The sequence below is a fragment of the Actinoplanes ianthinogenes genome, assembly GCF_018324205.1.
GTDB lineage: Bacteria > Actinomycetota > Actinomycetes > Mycobacteriales > Micromonosporaceae > Actinoplanes > Actinoplanes ianthinogenes.
The window spans coordinates 2,488,353-2,504,133 of sequence record NZ_AP023356.1 but is presented as its reverse complement, the minus strand read 5'-3'; the positions used below and the strand labels follow the sequence as shown (position 1 = coordinate 2,504,133).

Genomic DNA, 15,781 nt, shown 5'->3' with positions numbered 1-15,781 from the left:
TGAGAAAGGGCGCCCCCGTGTTGGGGACGCCCGTGGAGGGAGAAGGTCAGACGGAGGTGGCGAAGGAGTAGTCCGCGGCGAGGCCGACGTCGTGCAGGACGAAGCCTCTCGGCTGGCCCGTGTTGGCGTAGGCGGTGACCGTTCCGGCGCTGGCCTGGAGGCGGATCTCCAGGGCGGCGGTCACGTCGGCGGCGGTGTTGTTGCGGATGTACCGGGTGAAGCTGCCGTCCATGACCGGGCTCGCTTCGGTGCGGAAGCGGAAGCCCTCGCCGAGGATCTTGCTTCCGTGGTAGACGGCGAAGAAGGCGAGGTTGCCGGCCGCCGAGCTGGACAGGCCGGTGACGAAGTCCAGGCGGTAGGCGCGGCCCGCCTTGAGCGTGACGGACGTGGAGTTGACCACGGTCGCGGTCGTGCCGATCGCGGCGGACGAGGAGGTCGCCATCGCCGAGGCGACCAGGCCCTTACCGACGTCGCGGCCGGACACGACGAGGCGGCCGTAGACATCGACGATGTTGGTGACGAGGCTGATCTTCGGGTCGCCGCCCTCGTCGTCGCCTGATTCGAGGAGCATCAGCGAGTACGCGATGCCGGTCGGCGGTTTCGGGTACTGCCACACGTAGGGCGCGGCGATGCGCAGCGTCGGGGAGTACCGGCCGTCCGGGTCATCGGTGTAGTCGCCGGTGACCGTGGCGTGGATCGCTGCGGCCTGGGCGTACAGCGGGGAAGGGAATTCGCCGCTGTGTTCCAGGCCGGGACCGAGGTTGATGCCGACGCCCATCTCGGAGTCGGTGTAGGACAGGCCGATGTACTGGGCGTTGTCGTCCGGGTTGGTGATGAACAGCCCGTCAGCGTCGAGGACGATCTCGCCGCCCGTCCCGGCCGTGACGGTGCTGCCGGTGATCTGCGCGCCGATGATCGTGTTGCCGCGGATCGTTCGCGCGTCCAGGGCGTCGGCCGAGATCTTGTCGGCGGTGATGGCGTTCGCGGCGAGCTTGGGTGTGCTGATCGAGCCGTCCTGGATGTCGGTCGCCGTGATCGAGCCCTCGGGCAGGTCGAGGGTGTTGGCGATGACCTGGCCGCCTTCGAGCGCGGCGACCGCGTAGGTGCCGCTGGCCTGCCGGCCGACGGTGAGGACCGGTGAGCCGGCGTCGTCGTTGACCACGAGCGCGCCGCCCTCGATCGAGGTCCGGGACATCTGGGCCGAGCGTTCCAGGGCCTCCAGGCGTCGGCGCATGTCGGCCAGCTCGGTTGCGAGCGCGTCGGCGCTCACGGTCATGCGGTACCTCCGTAGGTGAAGGAGTCGGAGCGCTGGAGGGTGAGGGAGGCGCGGGTCTCGGAGATCAGCGACCAGCCGACGACGCGCTCCCAGACGGCGATGTCGCCGAGCCAGGGCAGCGACGCTTGGATCAGGACGTCGTCGCCGAGTGCCCAGGAGCCGATCGGGGCGTTGGGGTGGTCGTCGACCTCGACCGTGCGCAGCTCCAGCACGTCGCGCCGCGCGTCGAGCTCGCGCCGGATGACGGCGTCGAGCCGGTCGGAGTCGCTGATCGTCTTGTCGGTGTAGATCGCCGGGCGCCGTAGCCGGCCGTCGCGGATCGGGGCACGGCGCTGGAGGATCGCCCGGCCGGAGCCTGCGCCGATGCCGACGACCTCGTTGGCGTAGTTGTCGCCGGAGCGTTCCGCAGTGACCACGTTCGTCACGTTGTCGCCCTGGACGAAGGCGAGGTCGTCGCGCTTGCGGCCGAGGCGGGGATAGCCGAGGCGGATGCGGTGGGCGACCGTGTTGCCGTTCCAGGTGTGCTCTTCGGCGTAGTCGAACGGTCCGGCCTTGGCCAGCTCGTCGAGCGCCGAGCCGCAGTCCGGTGCCTCCCACCACGACAGGGCGTAGGGGGAGCCTGCGGTGCCGACGCGCGCCGGGGTGCTGATCGCCTCGACCGTGACGCCGAGGTTGCTGTCCGGCTGCGCCTGGACGTAGGCCCAGACGTCGCGGTAGACGGCTGCGGGGTCGGCGTCGATCTGGCTGTATTCGCCGAGGTAGGGGATGCCGTTCGGGTAGGTCGACATCCCGGCGGCCTCGACGGTCCAGGCCGGGCCGTCCCAGGAGGAGCCGACGACGATGCCGCCCCAGCGGATCTCGCCGTCGGCCTCGGCGTAGAGCAGCGTGCCCCACTCCTGGAGCACGAGACTGCCGTCGCTGGCACGCAGATGGCCGACGTCCGGGGAGACGGTGCCCCGCAGCGCGCCGGGACCGGACAGTGCCCAGGTCAGCTCGTCGCGGTCGATGGGCAGGTCCCAGCTCAGCCACTCCCCGGTGAGGGCTCGCTGGGCCAGATAGCGCCAGCTCACTCGGCGACCTCAAGGAATTCGATGTCGGCGACGAGCGTGGTCCCGGTGGTGGCGTCGAGCCGGCCGAGCCCGGAGGGTCCTCGGTACTTGAGCCGGCCTTGGAGAGCGACAGCCGTCGAGGTGCCGCGCAGTGCCGAGGGCACGGTCAGCACGTCCGCGGTCATCAGCGTCTTGTCGAGGCCGTTGCCGCCGCTGACGCCGTTGGTGTCGAAGTAGGTCTCCTGGCCGTACACCGTTCCGAAGCGGTTGCGGACCCAGCCGTCGACCACGTCGCCGACGGCCACGACGCCCGCAGCGGTGATCACGATCTTCGCCTGGACCGCCCACGGCGGCACCGTGACCGACTTGACGGCGGCGGCAGGCCAGTCGGCCGGCGTGGTGGCGGTGCTGGTGAGTGACTGTGACGCCGTCGGCGAGGTGACGAGGAGCTGCCGGGACCGGCGGGGGTTGGCGATCTTGCGCAGGTCGACGATCATCGCCTGCGTGATCGTGGCGGTGGACGCCGGAATGTCGATGCGCGCGAGCGGGATCGCCGAGTACCCCAGGTTGAGGCCGGTCACGGTGGTCGTGGTGTTCGGGACGTTGGGGATGACCCGGGTGTAGATGTACGGGCCGACCTTCGGGTTGGCCGGGTCGTCCCAGGGTTCGCCGGAGAGCCAGGGGTCCTCGACCCGCGCGACGATCAGGTCCGAGCGGCCGGAGCCCGAGCCGGTCGCCGAGATGGCGACGGTGTCCTGTGTGGCCATGCGGCCCGCGTACATCTGGTACTGCTGGCTCGTGGCGCGGCAGAGGATGCCGCAGGCGCCCGGGGCGACGGTTACGGACGAGCCGGGTGTTGCGAGCGCGGCGACCCGCAGGTCCGCCGAGCCGATGATGCCCTCGTTGCCGGCCATCGCGGCGTACGCGAGCAGCCGGCCGACTTCGGGGCTGTGCTCGGCGCCGCCGCCCACGAGCCACGGGACGGAGTCCCAGCCCAAGATTTCCTCCTAGAGAGATACGTAGACGGGGCGCCAGGCGAGGCGCATCGAGGCCGTGCCGGTCGCGTCGATGCCGCGAAGGGCGATCTCGTAGCTGCCGGGGGCCAGCGCGGCGCGGGCCAGGCGCACGGAGTCGCGGGTGAGCGCGCCGGCCAGCGAACCGCCGCCCGCGCGCAGGATGGTCCGTGCCCACGGCCGGGTGTCGACGGTGACGGAGTCGCCCGCGGCGATGCTCGCGGACAGCGTCATGCGCCACCGGCCGACGACCTCGATCACCGGCGTGGTGATCGGTCCGTAGACGGTGATGACCGGCCAGGCGGACAGCTCGCCGCCGACCGAGATGACCGTCGAGCGGTCCGACTTCGCCGTGGTGGTCAGGGGCGTGGTCAACGGGGTGATCAGGCCGCCGCTCGGGGCCGGGACGAGCGCGACCGAGCCGGACTCGTCCGCCGGGCCGTAGAAGACGTCATCGGCCGTCACGAAGTCGGCCGCGACCGCGACGAAACCCTCGCCGATCTCCTCCTCGGAGACCGCGAAGCGGCGCGGGCGGCCGTAGATCACCCGTTCCCGGCCGGCGTGCTGGACGCGCAGCTCGGCCATCGACCCGCGACCGGAACGCACAGCCCTCGCGCGCCAGGCGTTCGCCAGGCCGGCGAGCAGCGCGCGGGCCTGCGCCTCGGTGTCGGCGAGGACGCCCAGGTCGAAGGTGATGGTGCGCGAGCCGGTGAAGTCGACGCCGAAGGCGATGCCGTCCTGGCGCGGTCGGTCGGTGTCGTCGGTGCGGAACTCCGGCTCGGAGATCTCCGGGGCGCTGAGGTGGAAGATCGGGGCATCGGCCGGGCCGAAGCTCTGGTCGACGCCCGAGTAGCTGAGTCGCCACTCACGATCACGCATACACGCCACCTCGCCGGATGCGCCGCAGCGTCCAGGTGACCTCGTCGAGCTGGTCGCGGACGGTCTCCTTCGAGGCCGCGAGCGTCAGCGACCCGATCAGCGGGCCGCTGGAGGCCGCGGTCGTCGCGCCCGCGTGCGGCGCCTGGACGTCCGGGAGCGTGGTCAGCGCCGAGTACGCCTTGGTGACCTTGCGACCGGACTTCTGCAGGCCCTTCGCGTAGCCCTCGCCGGAGAAGCTGCCGAGCTTCATCAGCACCCGCGACGGGCTCTTGATCCCGAGCTGCTTCTTGATGGTCTTGACCATCGACTTCGCGATCTTCTCCATGATCTTCTCGATCGCGGCCTGCTGGGACTCCAGGCCCTTGACCAGGCCACGCGCGGCGTTCACGCCGCTGTCGTAGAGCGCCGCCGATGCCTGGCCGCCGACCGAGCTGGCCACGCTCGCGAGCTGCTTCTGAACGGTGTTGACCTCGCCGATCGCAGACTTGCCGCCCTTGAGCAGCGTCTCGGCGATCTCCAGGCTGTCGGGTCCGGCCTCGACGAGCTGGCGATACGTCGTGTCGTTGAGGCCCTGCTTGCGGAGCTGCCCGAGGACGCTCGCCCACTTCTGCGCCCGGACGAGCTGGGCGCGCATCGAGGCGATGATCCCGCTGGAGTTGCCCGCGTCGATGCTGGTGATCGAGCCGGTGTCGATGACCGAGCTGCGCACGGCGGCGCTGAAGTCGGAGCGGGCCTGGATCGCGTCGGCGAGCTTCTGCTTCGCGTCGGAGATCTTCGCGGCCAGCGCATCCCATTTCTTCGCCAGCGCGTCGATCTGCTTCTGCTTCGGCGCGAGCGCCTTGGTCAGGGCGTTGACGCGCTTGTTCGCGGCCGACTCGCTGAGGCCCTTGGCCCGCAGCGCGGAGAGCGCCTTCTCGGCGAGCCTCTCGGCGGTCTTCTTGACCTCGTCGAGGCCGCCGACCATGCCGACGACGAAGCCCTTCGTCGCCCAGGTGCCCAGCTCGGCCATCTTCCGTGACGGCGAGTTGATGTCGAGGGCGTTCTTCGCGGCGTTGAGCGCCATCCGGCCGAGAGACGTGCCGGCGCCGATCAAGCCGCCCGCGTCGGAGAGCAGGCCCCGGACGAAACCGGCGACGGCCTGCTTACCGGCGTCGTAGAGCTGGCCCGGAAGCCCGGTTAGTGCCCCGACGATCTTCGCGGGGAGGCCCTGGACGGCCGCGATGGCTTGGGCGATGTGCGTCTTGACGGCCGACTTGAAACGACCGAACGCGGCGCCAGCGGATCGCAGCGGATCGGCGATGCGCTTGACCTGGTCGACGATGCCGCTGATGGTGCTGCGAGCGATGGCGAGAGCTGCGCCCAGCGCGATCGAGACGCGCCGCTTGAAGTCATCCCACTTCTGGCCCCAGCCTGCGACCTTGTCCATCCACTTGCCGACCTCGGAAAAGAAGTTCGCGACGGCAGGAATCCACTCCGTCACGGCCTTCTTCGCGAAGTCCTTGATCTTGTCGATCATGTTCTGGATCGCGGCGACGTTCTTCGGGTCGCTGAGCCAGGTGTGAATGTCTTCGAGCGTGGTGCGGACGCCGCCGAGCACGCTGCCCGAAGCGGACTTCGCCGACGGGAACAGGATGCGGACGATGTCGCCGATGATCTTGAAGCTGAGGCCGCCGATCGCCCAGATGTCGCGGAGCGCCTGAGCGGCGTCGGTGAAGAAGCCCGTGAGCTTGCCGCTCTTGTCGGCCGTTGCGACCCAGGCGGAGAAGCGGTCGATCACGCCGCCGATCAGGTCGCCGAGCTGGGTCAGGAAGGGGACCGCTGCCGCGGCCAGCCGACCGAAGGTGTCGATCAGTGGCCCAGCGCTCTTGCCGAGGCGGGCGAGGAAGACGTCGAAGCCCGCGGTCGCCTTCGTGATGTTGCTGATGAAGCTCTTCTTGCTGAGCCCGGCGCCGATCTGCCGGATGACGCCGTTGATCGTGTTTCCGACGCCGCCGAGGATCTTGAAAAGTGGCTTCTGCCAGCGCTTCCAGAGCTTGTCCAGGACGCCGGCCAGGTCGCGGAAGACGCGGCTCTGGACGTACTTCGTCAGCTCGCCGAACGGCTTCTTGATCTCGGCGACCTTCTGGACGAACTTCGCCGCCGCAGGCGCGAGCTTGTCGAGCGTTTCCCGGCTGACCTTGCCCTTCTCGCCCAGCTCCTTGAAGGCGTCGCCGAGCCCGTGCGTCGCCATGCCGAGGACGACCATCGTGGCGATACCGCCCGTGGCCAGGGTGAACAGCGAACCGGCCGCACCCCCGACGAGGTAGATCGCCGGGGCCAGGGCGAGGAATCCGCCGATGGCGATGGGGAGCGCGGCGCTGATGGCGATCAGCGCTCCGAGCAGGAGGTTTAGACCGCCGGTCGCAGCTGTACCGGCGGCGGTGCTGATCAGGCCGGTCACGGCCGACAGCGCGACCTTGCCGCCCTCGCGCAGGGCTTCGCTGACGTTGGTCGCGAACTCGCCCGCGAGCTTGCCGGCCGCGCTGAACGCGCTGGACAGCCCGCTCAGCACTCCGCCCGCGAGACCGCGGACGAGCGAGCGGCGGAAGCCGTCGCCTTCGGCCTGGGCGGACGAGCGGAAGAACCGGAAGCCGGCGCTGAAGCCGCCGCGCAGCGCCTTGCCGATGCTGGTCCGGAGCGGCTTCTTCCAGGTCTCGGCGCCGTCCTTGACGCCGTCGCGGATGCCCTGCGAGGTGGAGGAGCGCGTCGAGTCGCCGACCCGCTGGCCGAACGCCTGGGCGTTGGCCTTGCTCAGGCCCTCGCCGACGGCGGTGGCGACCTGGTCGGAGAGGGCCTTGCCGACTTCCTTGCTGTACGCCTCAAGCGGTGACTTCGTCTCGGCCTGGAGCTTCTTCAGGAAGCCCTTCGCGCTCGGGATGATCGAGAGGGTGGCGTAGCCGACGTTGCTTATGACGCCTCCTTCGGGCGCTGTGCGGCCACGCGGGCACGCTGGGCGCGGAGGCGGGCGGCGGTTGATTCGTGCTGCTCGACGGCCGCGCGGTCTTTCGGCTGCGGACGGAGCGGGTGCGGCTGGCCGGTGACGGCCTGGAAGATGTCCGCGAGCAGCACGTCCGCGCGGGACGCGCCGAGGGCCTCGCCGTTCTCCGCGGCCCAGGTCGCGGACTCAGGGGGAAGGTTGGTGACCAGCGCGCTCACGCGCCGCAGCGACAGCTCGCCGCGCCAGAGGCCGCCGAGGTCGACGCCGTAGAAGCGCTGGAAATCAGCCTCTACGGCGTCGTAGTGATCTCGGAGCAGGCCGGCGAGCGCGATCAGTTTCCCGCGAGCCCCGCGGCGGTCTGGAGCGCCTCGAACATCGCGTTGAGGTCGCCGATCGTGCGGCGCTTGGTCTTGAACGTCGCCCACTGCTCGGCGCCGAGGATCAGCTTGACCGGCTTGACGATCTGGCCCTCCTCCATCGCGTCCAGGGCGTCGAGGTCCCAGTCCTTCGACGGGGCGATGGTGTAGGTCTCGCCGTCGAACGAGAAGGTGGTCGGCTGGTCGGCCGCCTCGGCACGGGCGGCAGCGGTCTTACTCGCAGGCAACGAAAGTCCTTTCAGGAGGGCAGAGAGCGCAGAAAGAAGGCCCCGAGACCGCCTCTGCGCGGGACGGCCTCGGGACCGGGAGAAAGCGAGGGAGTTACTCGACCTCGCCGGAGATTTCGGTGTAGAGGGTGCCGTCGGCCTCGGGGTAGAGCACGACCGTGATCGCGTAGACCGTGACCTCGGACTCGGACTCCTTGATCTCGTCGACCGTGTCGACCTCGGCCCGCTTGACGGTGCGCCGGACGACCTTGTCGCCCTCGCGCAGCTCCATCCCGAGCGCGAACTCGTGCCCCTTCGGGACCTTGATCTTCGAGCTGGTCACGCCGGCCGTGGTGGTCCGCGTCGAACCCGGGTTGATCAGCTTGAAGACGGTGTCGTTGTCCTCCAGCGCGACGAACTTCAGCGTCCGCTTGTGCTTGGACTTGGTCCGCTTCACGAGGATGCCGCCCCAGGCGTACTTCTCCGAGGACTCCTCGTCACGCTCCCAGGTCGCGCCTTCCTCGCCGTCGAGCAGGCCGACGACGGTCCAGCCGGTGCCCCATGCGGTCGTCAGGTCCGTCGGACCGGCCGTCCCGATGGTGTCGTGGATGTAGATGTCGGCGCCCTCCCACTGGGACGCCTTGGTCGGGTCGCCCGACAAGGGGCAGCTCCTTTATTGCTGGGGGCGCAGACGCGCCAGAACGGAGAAGGAACAGAGCGGGCGACCCGTGTCCGGGTCGGCCGCCGGGAGCGGGCCGAGCTCCGGCGCGAAGCTCCGGATGTCCCGGCCGTGCCGGAAGTCCAGGAGCACGCCGTGGAGCTGCCAGGCGAGCGCCGTGGCGGCGGCCTCGGTGTCGGCCCAGGCCACGACGCGCAGCGGCGCGACAGCGGCGACCGGCCAGCGGACAGCGGCGACGCCCGCGCGGACTTGGACGTACGGCAGACCGGGCGCCGCGCCTTCGGGATAGTCGTCGACCGCCTTGGTCCCAAAGGTCACACCCGGTGCAGCGGCACGCAGAACGGTCAGGGCGGCGAGCTGCGGATCAGCGAAACGAGTCACGAGGCGCCCTGATCCTTCTTCGCCTTGCGGCGGCGCCGTGTCGCCTGCTGCCGGGCGGTGGTGACCTGCAAGGCGACCGCGCGGGCCGCGTCGGCGAGGACGCCGTACTTCGCTTCGACAGCCAGCCCGCCGGCGTGCTCGATCGTGACGTCTTCGCCGGCCCGGTCGGAGGTGTAGGCGTGCCGCTCGACCGGCATCTCGTGCCGCACGATCGACTGGTGCTCGGACACCGCCCGCTCGACCTCGGCGGCCCGCAGAGCGATGGTCGCGGCGACCTCGCCCGAGCGCAGCATCTCGCCCATGCCCCTGTGATCGAGCCGGATTCGGGCAGGCACGCGGGCTCCTTAGAAGAGGACGAGGGGGGTGACGTGGTAATTCGCCTGCGAGCCGTTCACCGGGAAGGCGATCTCATCGCTCGCGATCCAGCGGCTTCCGGCGTCGGAGGTCATGTGCGCGCTGGTCGCCGGCAACGTGTCGAAGGAGGCCACGTAAAAGCGGGCGTGGTAGTTCGCCAGGTACGGCACGCCGGGCGAGACCGGGACGGCCTTGGCGAACATGACGCGCGCCGACTGCAACTCCGCAGTCGGGGCCGACGCCGCTCGGGACAGCTCGACCTGGGTGTCCGCGTGGTACGCCGCGACGGTCAGGGGCAGGCCGCTCATGTAGCGCGCGACCCAGACCGCACATCCGATCCAGAGGCCCGGCGAGCTGGCGGTCCAGCGCAGCCCGAGCGCGACCGCGCGGCCGTCGTCGTAGGTTCCGGCGAGCGTGCCGTCGAAGGCGAACGACTCCTCGGTCTTCAGCCGGGAGAAGCGCGTCCAGGCGCCGCCGAGCCGGGCCGCGCCGGTCAGCTCGGCCTCGGCCCAGGCGCCGCCGGATCGGACTTTCGCGGCCGGGCTCATGCGCTCGTGTCGATCCAGACGGAGCCGTCCGGCACGTCGCCGGGGTCGGCTGGGCCGACGTAGATCGCCGCGGTGCTGTCCGTGACGTACGCGGTGCCATTCCATCGCCTGATCGCGGGAGCGAGCGCAGCGAGAGTAGCGGCCAGGCCCGCCACCTCGGCGAGCGGGTGCCCGTGCTGGACCGGCGGGAAGGCTGCGGGCTTGTCGAGCACGTTGGCCCAGGCCACCGTCTCGCCGCCCTCGACCGCGTGCGCGAGGACGTACGCCTCGGATGCAGCGGGAGACCCGTCGACCAACACGAGCGCGCCGGTCATCGTGTCGCCGGAGCGCTTCACGGCGAAGGTGGCCGGCGGCGGTGAGCCGATCACCTTGACGGTCACGGTCACAAGGACCGTGCGGCTCGGGGAGCGGGCCTGGCCCGGATCGTCGGCGACGGTGTATGTCCGCTCGCCGATCAGGAGTCGGTCGCCCTTCAGGACGTCCGTCCCGGGCGGCAGATAGACCGTGTCGCCGGAAAGAAAGCCGACCGTCTCGGTCGCGAGTGGGTTAGCCCAGGAGTGATCAGGGTTGCCGTACTCATCAACGCCAGTGGGCCGGAGCACCGTGACGGCGTCGGGGAATCTCACGGCGCCTCCCAAGGGGCGCGGGGCTGCGTGGGCCACTCATACGCCGGAGGCGTGCGGATGGAGTAGGCACGCGCCCGCCCGGTCGCGGCGGCCTTGACGATGCGGATCTCGGCGTCGCTGAGGTACGCGGACGTCGAGCCCTGGGCGTACTGGTAGGAGTAGGAGCCGACGGATTCGCTCTGGAAGCCGTCCGGGTTGCGGTAGCCGCGCAGGGCCGCCGCCAGGACGACAGCAACGACCGCCGCCGGAGCGGTGATCGTGGCTGCGTCAGCGGCGACCCAATCGACGCCCGCCTCCAGCCGGACGAGGGCCGAGACGTCGTCGAGCGCTGCGCGAGCTCGCGCAAGGTCGGCTCCGGCCAGGGCCTCGCCGCCGAGGCGCACGGTAAGCGCCTCGACGGTGGCCAGCGGGGGCAGACTCACGCTCGGCCCTCCGATCAGGCCGGGACGGTCGAGGTCCGCACGCGGATCGCCGGGGTCACCAGCGAGGTCGTGCCGTCCTTCGCGAGCCGCTTGACCTGCATGGACTGGCAGCCCGCGTAGGTCTGGAAGATGCTGCGGTCCTTCAGGACGTTGGAGTCGTAGTCCTTGATCCAGGTCATCGCGAAGCCGTTGTCGCTCTGCGAAGCGGTGAAGGCCGCACCGTCCGGCGGGTAGGGCGCGCGGATCGCCAGGGTGAAGGCGTCGCGGCCGTAGAAGACGATCTCGTCGTCCTCGAAGCGGTTGTTCTCCACGACGGTGAAGCCGCGCAGCCGGCCGATGTTCGCGTTGCGCAGCGCTTCGGTCGAGCCGGACTGCGAGGCGTCGGTCAGCGCGTTCGCGTCGACCAGCTCGGCGTACACGCCGGTGCCGACCGCGGCCCACAGGCCCTCGGCCGGGAGGCCCAGGTCGCGCAGCATCTTCCGCGCCTTGGTGAAGGTCAGGTGCGGCTTGGTGGCGTCGTAGGGGATGGTCAGGCTCTCCGGGAGGGCCTGCATGGTCTCGACGACCAGGTTCTCCAGGTCCTCGACGATGCCCCGGACCTGCGGGACGGTGATCTGCTTGGTGAAGTCGGTGATCTCCATCCGCATCTGCACGTCGGAGACGTCGACCGCGCTGTAGACGTGCTCGGTGATGGTCACCGGAACCGTCGACTCGCTGATGGTGTCGGTGGTGATCGCGGTACCGTCGGCGGTCAGTTTCCGGCGCCGGGCCTTGAGGGTGTTCGGGGTGCGGACGTTGACGACGGTGCCCTTGCCGCCGCCGAAGTTGTCCTCGTAGTCGCGGTTGACGGTCGCGGCCAGGGCGAGGTCATCCCGGACGAGCGCGATGGCGGTGGAGAGCACCTGCTCGGGAATGACGAGGGAGTGCGGCACTAATTACCTTCCGATCGGATGCTGCGAAAGATCACTTGCGCATCTCGGGAAATGGGAAGGCCCCGACCGATTGGCGGACGGGGCCTGAGAGGTCAGTGCCCGCGCGCCGCGCGAGCGACGGCAGCGGGGTCGAATGAGTGGGCGGAGTCGCCCGTGGTGTGGCCGGGGGTGAGGCGCGGTCGCGGTCGGCCCGGGATCGGGTCCGGCTCGGCGGAGACGCCGAAGTCGGCGGCGACCTTCTCGGCGCTGGCCTTGATCTCGTCCGGCGTCGAGCCGGTGACGTACGCGGCAAGGTGCGCCGGGATGCGCGCGGTCGCGACGGCGTCGGCCTTTGCGGCGTCGAGGCGGGACTGAGTCAGCTCGCCCTTGATCGCGTCGAGCTGCGACTTCAGCTCCGCGACCTCGGAAGCCGGGGTCTTTGCCTTCGCGCGGGCCTCGGCCAGGTCGCGGCGGAGGTTCTCGACCAGGCGCGCAGCGCGCTCAGGGTCGAAGTCGCCCTCCCACTGCGGCGCCTGGCCGGACGAGGGCGGGGTGGTGCTGGGCGCGTCCCCGGTCGTGCCGCCGTCGTTGGCGGGCTCGGTCGAGGGCGCGGTGGTCGGGTTATCCGACAAGGGGGTGTCCTCCTGGGACGTAGGCGCGCGAGACCTGCTCGCGTTGGGATGGGGCGTCCGGCCGCCCAGAAATGCGCAAGGCGCCTCACGCATCGGGATCGGACGTGACAGAGGCCCCCAGACCGTCGGGCGGTCTGAGGGCCTCTCAGGGGGTTCGAGTGTGGAGCTGCTTAGTCGCCGCGGAGCCCGTCAAGCGGTGCGGTGACCGGGCCGTCGTTCTGCGTCACGTCGAGGATGTGGGCGAAGGCGTCAACCATCGGCCGGCCATCGGCGGCGTAGCGGCGGAGGATGTCGTACACCATGACGCGCACGGTGTCGGCGTTATCGGAGAGGTCTGGGCGGGGTAGGAAGCCGACGCGCTCGTAGTCGCCGGTCTTGTGCGACAAGAAGCCGACGGTCTCCTCGCCGAGGCGGACCGTGTAGATCACGCCTTCGCCGGAGTAATCGTGCGAGGGGTAGGCCAGCGGTGCGGCAGCGAGCGACGCGGGCGACGGGCGAAACGGCACTTCGGCTCCTCCTCTCGTCTCTTCCATCGTACCTGGTCAGTACGTAGGAAGGATCTTCTTATCTGCGGGCGTCGGGATGGGCGCCAGGCCGTTGTAGTCCGCCGGGTCGGCGTCCATCGGGATGACTTCGACTTCGACCCACCACTTGCCGTCCTTCTGGAAGACGTCGTGCACGAAGTAGGACGTCTGGCGCTGGACGAGCATTTCGTACTCCCCAGGGTGCTTGGAGTACGGCTCGACGTAGGCGCCGCCGTGTCCGGCAGGAAGCCGGATGAGCATCTGGACGGGCTTGGAGAAGAACGCCGAGCGGTGGCCGACAGAGGTCGACATGTATCCGGCCTGAGTCTGGACGGTACCGATCAGCGTCCGAGGGTCGGGTGGTGGCAGGTATGCCGTCCGGGTGCCGTCGGGGAAGGCGAACTCGTCGAAGCCGGTGCCACGGTGGACGATCACGTCGGTCGGCACCGGCGAGAAACCGGCGTCGGCCTCCTTGGTCGGCGTCTCCCATGAGCCAGCCGGTGCGTCCTTGCTGTTCTTCGCCCGTAGCGTCCCGTTCCACGGCGTGTAGTCGCTGCCGGAGTACCGCGTGAGCGCGGCCTTGGCGGTGCCCGTCGGGGTCGAGACGTTGGCTCGTGCCCAGGCGTCGCCGTCGGCGAAGCTGAAGTGTCGGAGGACATCGTCGACCAGGCCGCGCAACGCGGGGAGCGCCCCGTTGATCTGCTGCCATTCGGCGAGGTAGCGCTTATACCGGGTACTGCGGTTTTTGAAGGACTTGAGGGCCTTCAGATAGTCGGCATCGGTGAGGGCGTTGGCCTTGGCCGACTTGACCGCAGCGAAGAGGTCGAGGGCCTCGTCGCGAAGCGCGTCGTCGATGTACTTACGGGTGAGCAGAGCATCCAGCTCGACGGCGTCCAGGTCGTCGATGACGGCCTGAATGCGCTTCCAGTTGTGGGAGTCTTCGAGCTTCTTGCCAGTGCCGAGTGCGTCGTATCGGGCCTTGACCTTGAACAGCCAGCCAGCGAAGAAGCTCTCGTGAGTGACCTTCGGCGGTGCCGGCTCGACGGGCGGCGTCGGCTTGGGCTTGCCCTTCCACTTCTTTTCGAGCTTGGCGAGCTTCTCGGCTTCCGCCTTGGCCTTCTCGACCTTGATCCGCTCCGTCTGGGCGCGGTGGAAGAGGCCAGCGAAGTCGGCGTCGAGGCTGTTCTTGCGCTTCACGAGCGCGTCGAGGAACGCATCGACATCGTTCGTCGGGAGCTTCTGCGGCTCCAGGGCGCCCGACTTCCAGTGGCTCCCGGCTAGGAGCCAGCCCCGCGCGGCGGCGGCCTCGGCGTACGGCCGGAACATGGCCTTCAGGTCGTCATCCGGCAGGTTCATGACCGAGCGGATGAAGATCGAAAGCTCGTCCTGACTCGGGTCGAGGAGCGTGACTTCTTTGCCCTCGGCAAACGCCTTGTAGATCGTGTTGTAGATCGGCTCGTGCTGGTTCGGAAAGAAATTCCAGTCGAGCTTGTCGCGGCCGAAGAACTTGAGTGCCTGACCCTTGTCGATCCCGGCGAGGTGGCCGTCGGCGTCGCGCACGAAGTTCGCCTTGTGGGCGTCGTGGTTCGCGAAGAGCCAGTCGAGGACGTGCTCCTTCTGGAGCGCAAGGAGGTCCGCGGCCGAGAGCTTCTCGGGGTCGACCTTCTCGTGGTCCGGACCGGGGAAGGCGTCGCCGCCGGTCAGCATGAGCTGGATCGAGCCCTTGGCCGAGCCGTATCCGTGCGGGTCCGGCATCTCGAACGGATAGGTATCCGCAGCGGGCCGACCGAGCCGCTTCGCGAGCTTGGCGGTCGCGACGTCGACATCGACCATGACGTCGACCTGGGCTTTGAAGACCCACTTGCGGCCGGTTTCGGTGTCCTCGTAGATCGCTGCGCCGTGCGATCCGCCTGCGGAGCCGACGAGCTTGAGGTTCTCGGGCTTCGGCTTCGGGACGTCCATGCCGGCCGCCTTGGTGGCGATCCGCTCGGCCTCGGCCGCAGCTTCGGCGGCGGCCTTGGCGATCTTCTCGGCCTCTCGCGCAGCCTTCTCGGCTTCGTCGGCGAGCTGCGCTTCGAGCGCGCTGCGGTTCGCCGCAGCCTCGGCCTTGGCGGCGTCGAGCTGGGCCTGAGCGATGGCCGCCGAGGGGTTCGAGCCCTCCGGGTACTTCGCGTTGTAAGCCGCCCGGAAAGCGGCGAACGGGGAGACGCCCGGGTCTTTCTCCCTCTGTGCCTGCTCCCAGAGCCGCTCCAGCTCGGGACCGAGGCCGGGGATCGGGTCGTCGTGCGAGTAGATCGGGACGACGAAGCAGCCGCAGTTGTCGTGATAGGAGCTGCCAGTCTTTGCCGAGATGCCCGCCGTGGTGGCGGACTTGTAGACGACTCCGCGGCTGCACAGCATCGCGCAGAACGGGCAGGGCCGGCCGTCGCTCACGCGCGCCCAGCCGAGCGCCGCCTCGTCGCGGTGAAGGGTGCCCTTGATCGTCACCCGGCCGCCGTTGGCGGTGTGCCTGTACGCGGCGGCAGCGGTCTTGACCTCCGCCGTGTGGAGCGCCTGCTCGATCGTCGAGCCCATCGAGAGTGCCCGCTTGACCGCGACCGGGCCGGTCACGAGGAGCGAGGTCTTCAAGAGCGCGGGATTGACCTGCGGCGCCCAGGCGATCTCGGGCATGGCTGCCAGGACGCCGGATGCCTCGCGGTGCTGGAGGTAGAAGGCTCCGCCCAGGGCTGCGGCATTGGCCCGCGAAGCGTTGATGATCTTCGCGGCGACCGTCGCGTAGTGCGTGAAGCCCTTGTTGAGGTCGGCCTTGTTGAGCATCACCTTGTGGGCCAGCGCCACGGCGGCGGCTGCGTCGGCGGCGATCTTCGCCTGACCGACGCGGTACGCCTCGGCCGCCGCGTGCGCCGGGAGAACCGGCGCGGTCACGG

Annotated in this window: 18 protein-coding genes; 1 reads left to right on the top strand and 17 read right to left on the bottom strand. The window is 69.7% G+C overall.

The annotated features are described in order from the left end of the window. Nucleotides 1-46 precede the first annotated feature (46 nt). Genes Aiant_RS11545 through Aiant_RS11525 form a run of 5 tightly spaced genes read right to left on the bottom strand, consistent with a single transcriptional unit; the run spans nt 47 to nt 6,768 of the window. Complete coding sequence (locus Aiant_RS11545) at nt 47-1,276, bottom strand: hypothetical protein (protein ID WP_189333209.1); 1,230 nt, start codon at nt 1,274-1,276, stop codon at nt 47-49. Continuing rightward, nucleotides 1,273-2,346 (bottom strand): hypothetical protein, encoded by a 1,074-nt coding sequence (locus Aiant_RS11540; protein WP_189333210.1) that lies wholly within the window; start codon nt 2,344-2,346, stop codon nt 1,273-1,275. Before Aiant_RS11540 ends, Aiant_RS11545 begins: the two co-directional genes overlap by 4 nt. After that, nucleotides 2,343-3,323: a hypothetical protein gene (locus Aiant_RS11535; RefSeq protein WP_189333211.1), complete on the bottom strand. Its 981-nt coding sequence runs from the start codon at nt 3,321-3,323 to the stop codon at nt 2,343-2,345. Before Aiant_RS11535 ends, Aiant_RS11540 begins: the two co-directional genes overlap by 4 nt. 9 nt (nt 3,324-3,332) lie before the next feature. Beyond that, nucleotides 3,333-4,217 (bottom strand): phage tail family protein, encoded by an 885-nt coding sequence (locus Aiant_RS11530; protein WP_189333212.1) that lies wholly within the window; start codon nt 4,215-4,217, stop codon nt 3,333-3,335. After that, nucleotides 4,210-6,768, bottom strand: a complete 2,559-nt coding sequence (locus Aiant_RS11525; protein WP_189333213.1) for a phage tail family protein — start codon at nt 6,766-6,768, stop codon at nt 4,210-4,212. Before Aiant_RS11525 ends, Aiant_RS11530 begins: the two co-directional genes overlap by 8 nt. Nucleotides 6,769-6,880: 112 nt before the next feature. Here Aiant_RS11525 and Aiant_RS11520 point away from each other — a divergent pair, with 112 nt between their 5' ends. Beyond that, on the top strand, nt 6,881-7,153 hold the full coding sequence (locus Aiant_RS11520; RefSeq protein ID WP_189333214.1) for a hypothetical protein: 273 nt from the start codon (nt 6,881-6,883) through the stop codon (nt 7,151-7,153). A 10-nt stretch (nt 7,154-7,163) separates the two neighbouring features. Here the strand turns inward: Aiant_RS11520 and Aiant_RS11515 are convergent, their stop codons facing one another. From Aiant_RS11515 to Aiant_RS11460, 12 genes are all read right to left on the bottom strand, one after another. Beyond that, the gene (locus Aiant_RS11515) at nt 7,164-7,412 is read right to left on the bottom strand and encodes a hypothetical protein (protein WP_189333215.1); all 249 of its coding nucleotides are present in this window, start codon (nt 7,410-7,412) and stop codon (nt 7,164-7,166) included. 113 nt (nt 7,413-7,525) lie between these two features. After that, nucleotides 7,526-7,798: a hypothetical protein gene (locus tag Aiant_RS11510; protein WP_189333216.1), complete on the bottom strand. Its 273-nt coding sequence runs from the start codon at nt 7,796-7,798 to the stop codon at nt 7,526-7,528. A 94-nt stretch (nt 7,799-7,892) separates the two neighbouring features. After that, complete coding sequence (locus Aiant_RS11505) at nt 7,893-8,438, bottom strand: phage tail tube protein (RefSeq protein WP_189333217.1); 546 nt, start codon at nt 8,436-8,438, stop codon at nt 7,893-7,895. Between the two features lie 12 nt (nt 8,439-8,450). Continuing rightward, complete coding sequence (locus Aiant_RS11500; RefSeq protein WP_189333218.1) at nt 8,451-8,837, bottom strand: hypothetical protein; 387 nt, start codon at nt 8,835-8,837, stop codon at nt 8,451-8,453. Next, nucleotides 8,834-9,172 (bottom strand): hypothetical protein, encoded by a 339-nt coding sequence (locus tag Aiant_RS11495; protein WP_189333219.1) that lies wholly within the window; start codon nt 9,170-9,172, stop codon nt 8,834-8,836. The genes Aiant_RS11500 and Aiant_RS11495 overlap by 4 nt, the downstream gene beginning before the upstream one ends. A gap of 9 nt (nt 9,173-9,181) precedes the next feature. Further along, a complete protein-coding gene (locus Aiant_RS11490; protein WP_189333220.1) occupies nt 9,182-9,739 on the bottom strand; it encodes a DUF4082 domain-containing protein in 558 nt (185 codons plus the stop codon). Continuing rightward, a complete protein-coding gene (locus tag Aiant_RS11485) occupies nt 9,736-10,365 on the bottom strand; it encodes a hypothetical protein (protein WP_189333221.1) in 630 nt (209 codons plus the stop codon). The genes Aiant_RS11490 and Aiant_RS11485 overlap by 4 nt, the downstream gene beginning before the upstream one ends. Continuing rightward, the gene (locus tag Aiant_RS11480; RefSeq protein WP_189333222.1) at nt 10,362-10,787 is read right to left on the bottom strand and encodes a hypothetical protein; all 426 of its coding nucleotides are present in this window, start codon (nt 10,785-10,787) and stop codon (nt 10,362-10,364) included. Before Aiant_RS11480 ends, Aiant_RS11485 begins: the two co-directional genes overlap by 4 nt. 14 nt (nt 10,788-10,801) lie before the next feature. After that, nucleotides 10,802-11,719 (bottom strand): major capsid protein, encoded by a 918-nt coding sequence (locus Aiant_RS11475; protein ID WP_189333223.1) that lies wholly within the window; start codon nt 11,717-11,719, stop codon nt 10,802-10,804. 92 nt (nt 11,720-11,811) lie between these two features. After that, nucleotides 11,812-12,330: a hypothetical protein gene (locus Aiant_RS11470; protein ID WP_189333224.1), complete on the bottom strand. Its 519-nt coding sequence runs from the start codon at nt 12,328-12,330 to the stop codon at nt 11,812-11,814. A 170-nt stretch (nt 12,331-12,500) separates the two neighbouring features. Continuing rightward, nucleotides 12,501-12,836 (bottom strand): hypothetical protein, encoded by a 336-nt coding sequence (locus Aiant_RS11465; protein ID WP_189333225.1) that lies wholly within the window; start codon nt 12,834-12,836, stop codon nt 12,501-12,503. Between the two features lie 36 nt (nt 12,837-12,872). After that, the gene (locus tag Aiant_RS11460; RefSeq protein WP_189333226.1) at nt 12,873-15,779 is read right to left on the bottom strand and encodes a VG15 protein; all 2,907 of its coding nucleotides are present in this window, start codon (nt 15,777-15,779) and stop codon (nt 12,873-12,875) included. Nucleotides 15,780-15,781 lie beyond the last annotated feature (2 nt).

Coding starts and splice junctions, on each gene's coding strand:
- Aiant_RS11520 (WP_189333214.1), top strand. CDS start 6,881: ATGCTGGTCCGGAGCGGCTTCTTCCAGGTCTCGGCGCCGTCCTTGACG.
- Aiant_RS11545 (WP_189333209.1), bottom strand. CDS start 1,276: ATGACCGTGAGCGCCGACGCGCTCGCAACCGAGCTGGCCGACATGCGC.
- Aiant_RS11490 (WP_189333220.1), bottom strand. CDS start 9,739: ATGAGCCCGGCCGCGAAAGTCCGATCCGGCGGCGCCTGGGCCGAGGCC.
- Aiant_RS11530 (WP_189333212.1), bottom strand. CDS start 4,217: ATGCGTGATCGTGAGTGGCGACTCAGCTACTCGGGCGTCGACCAGAGC.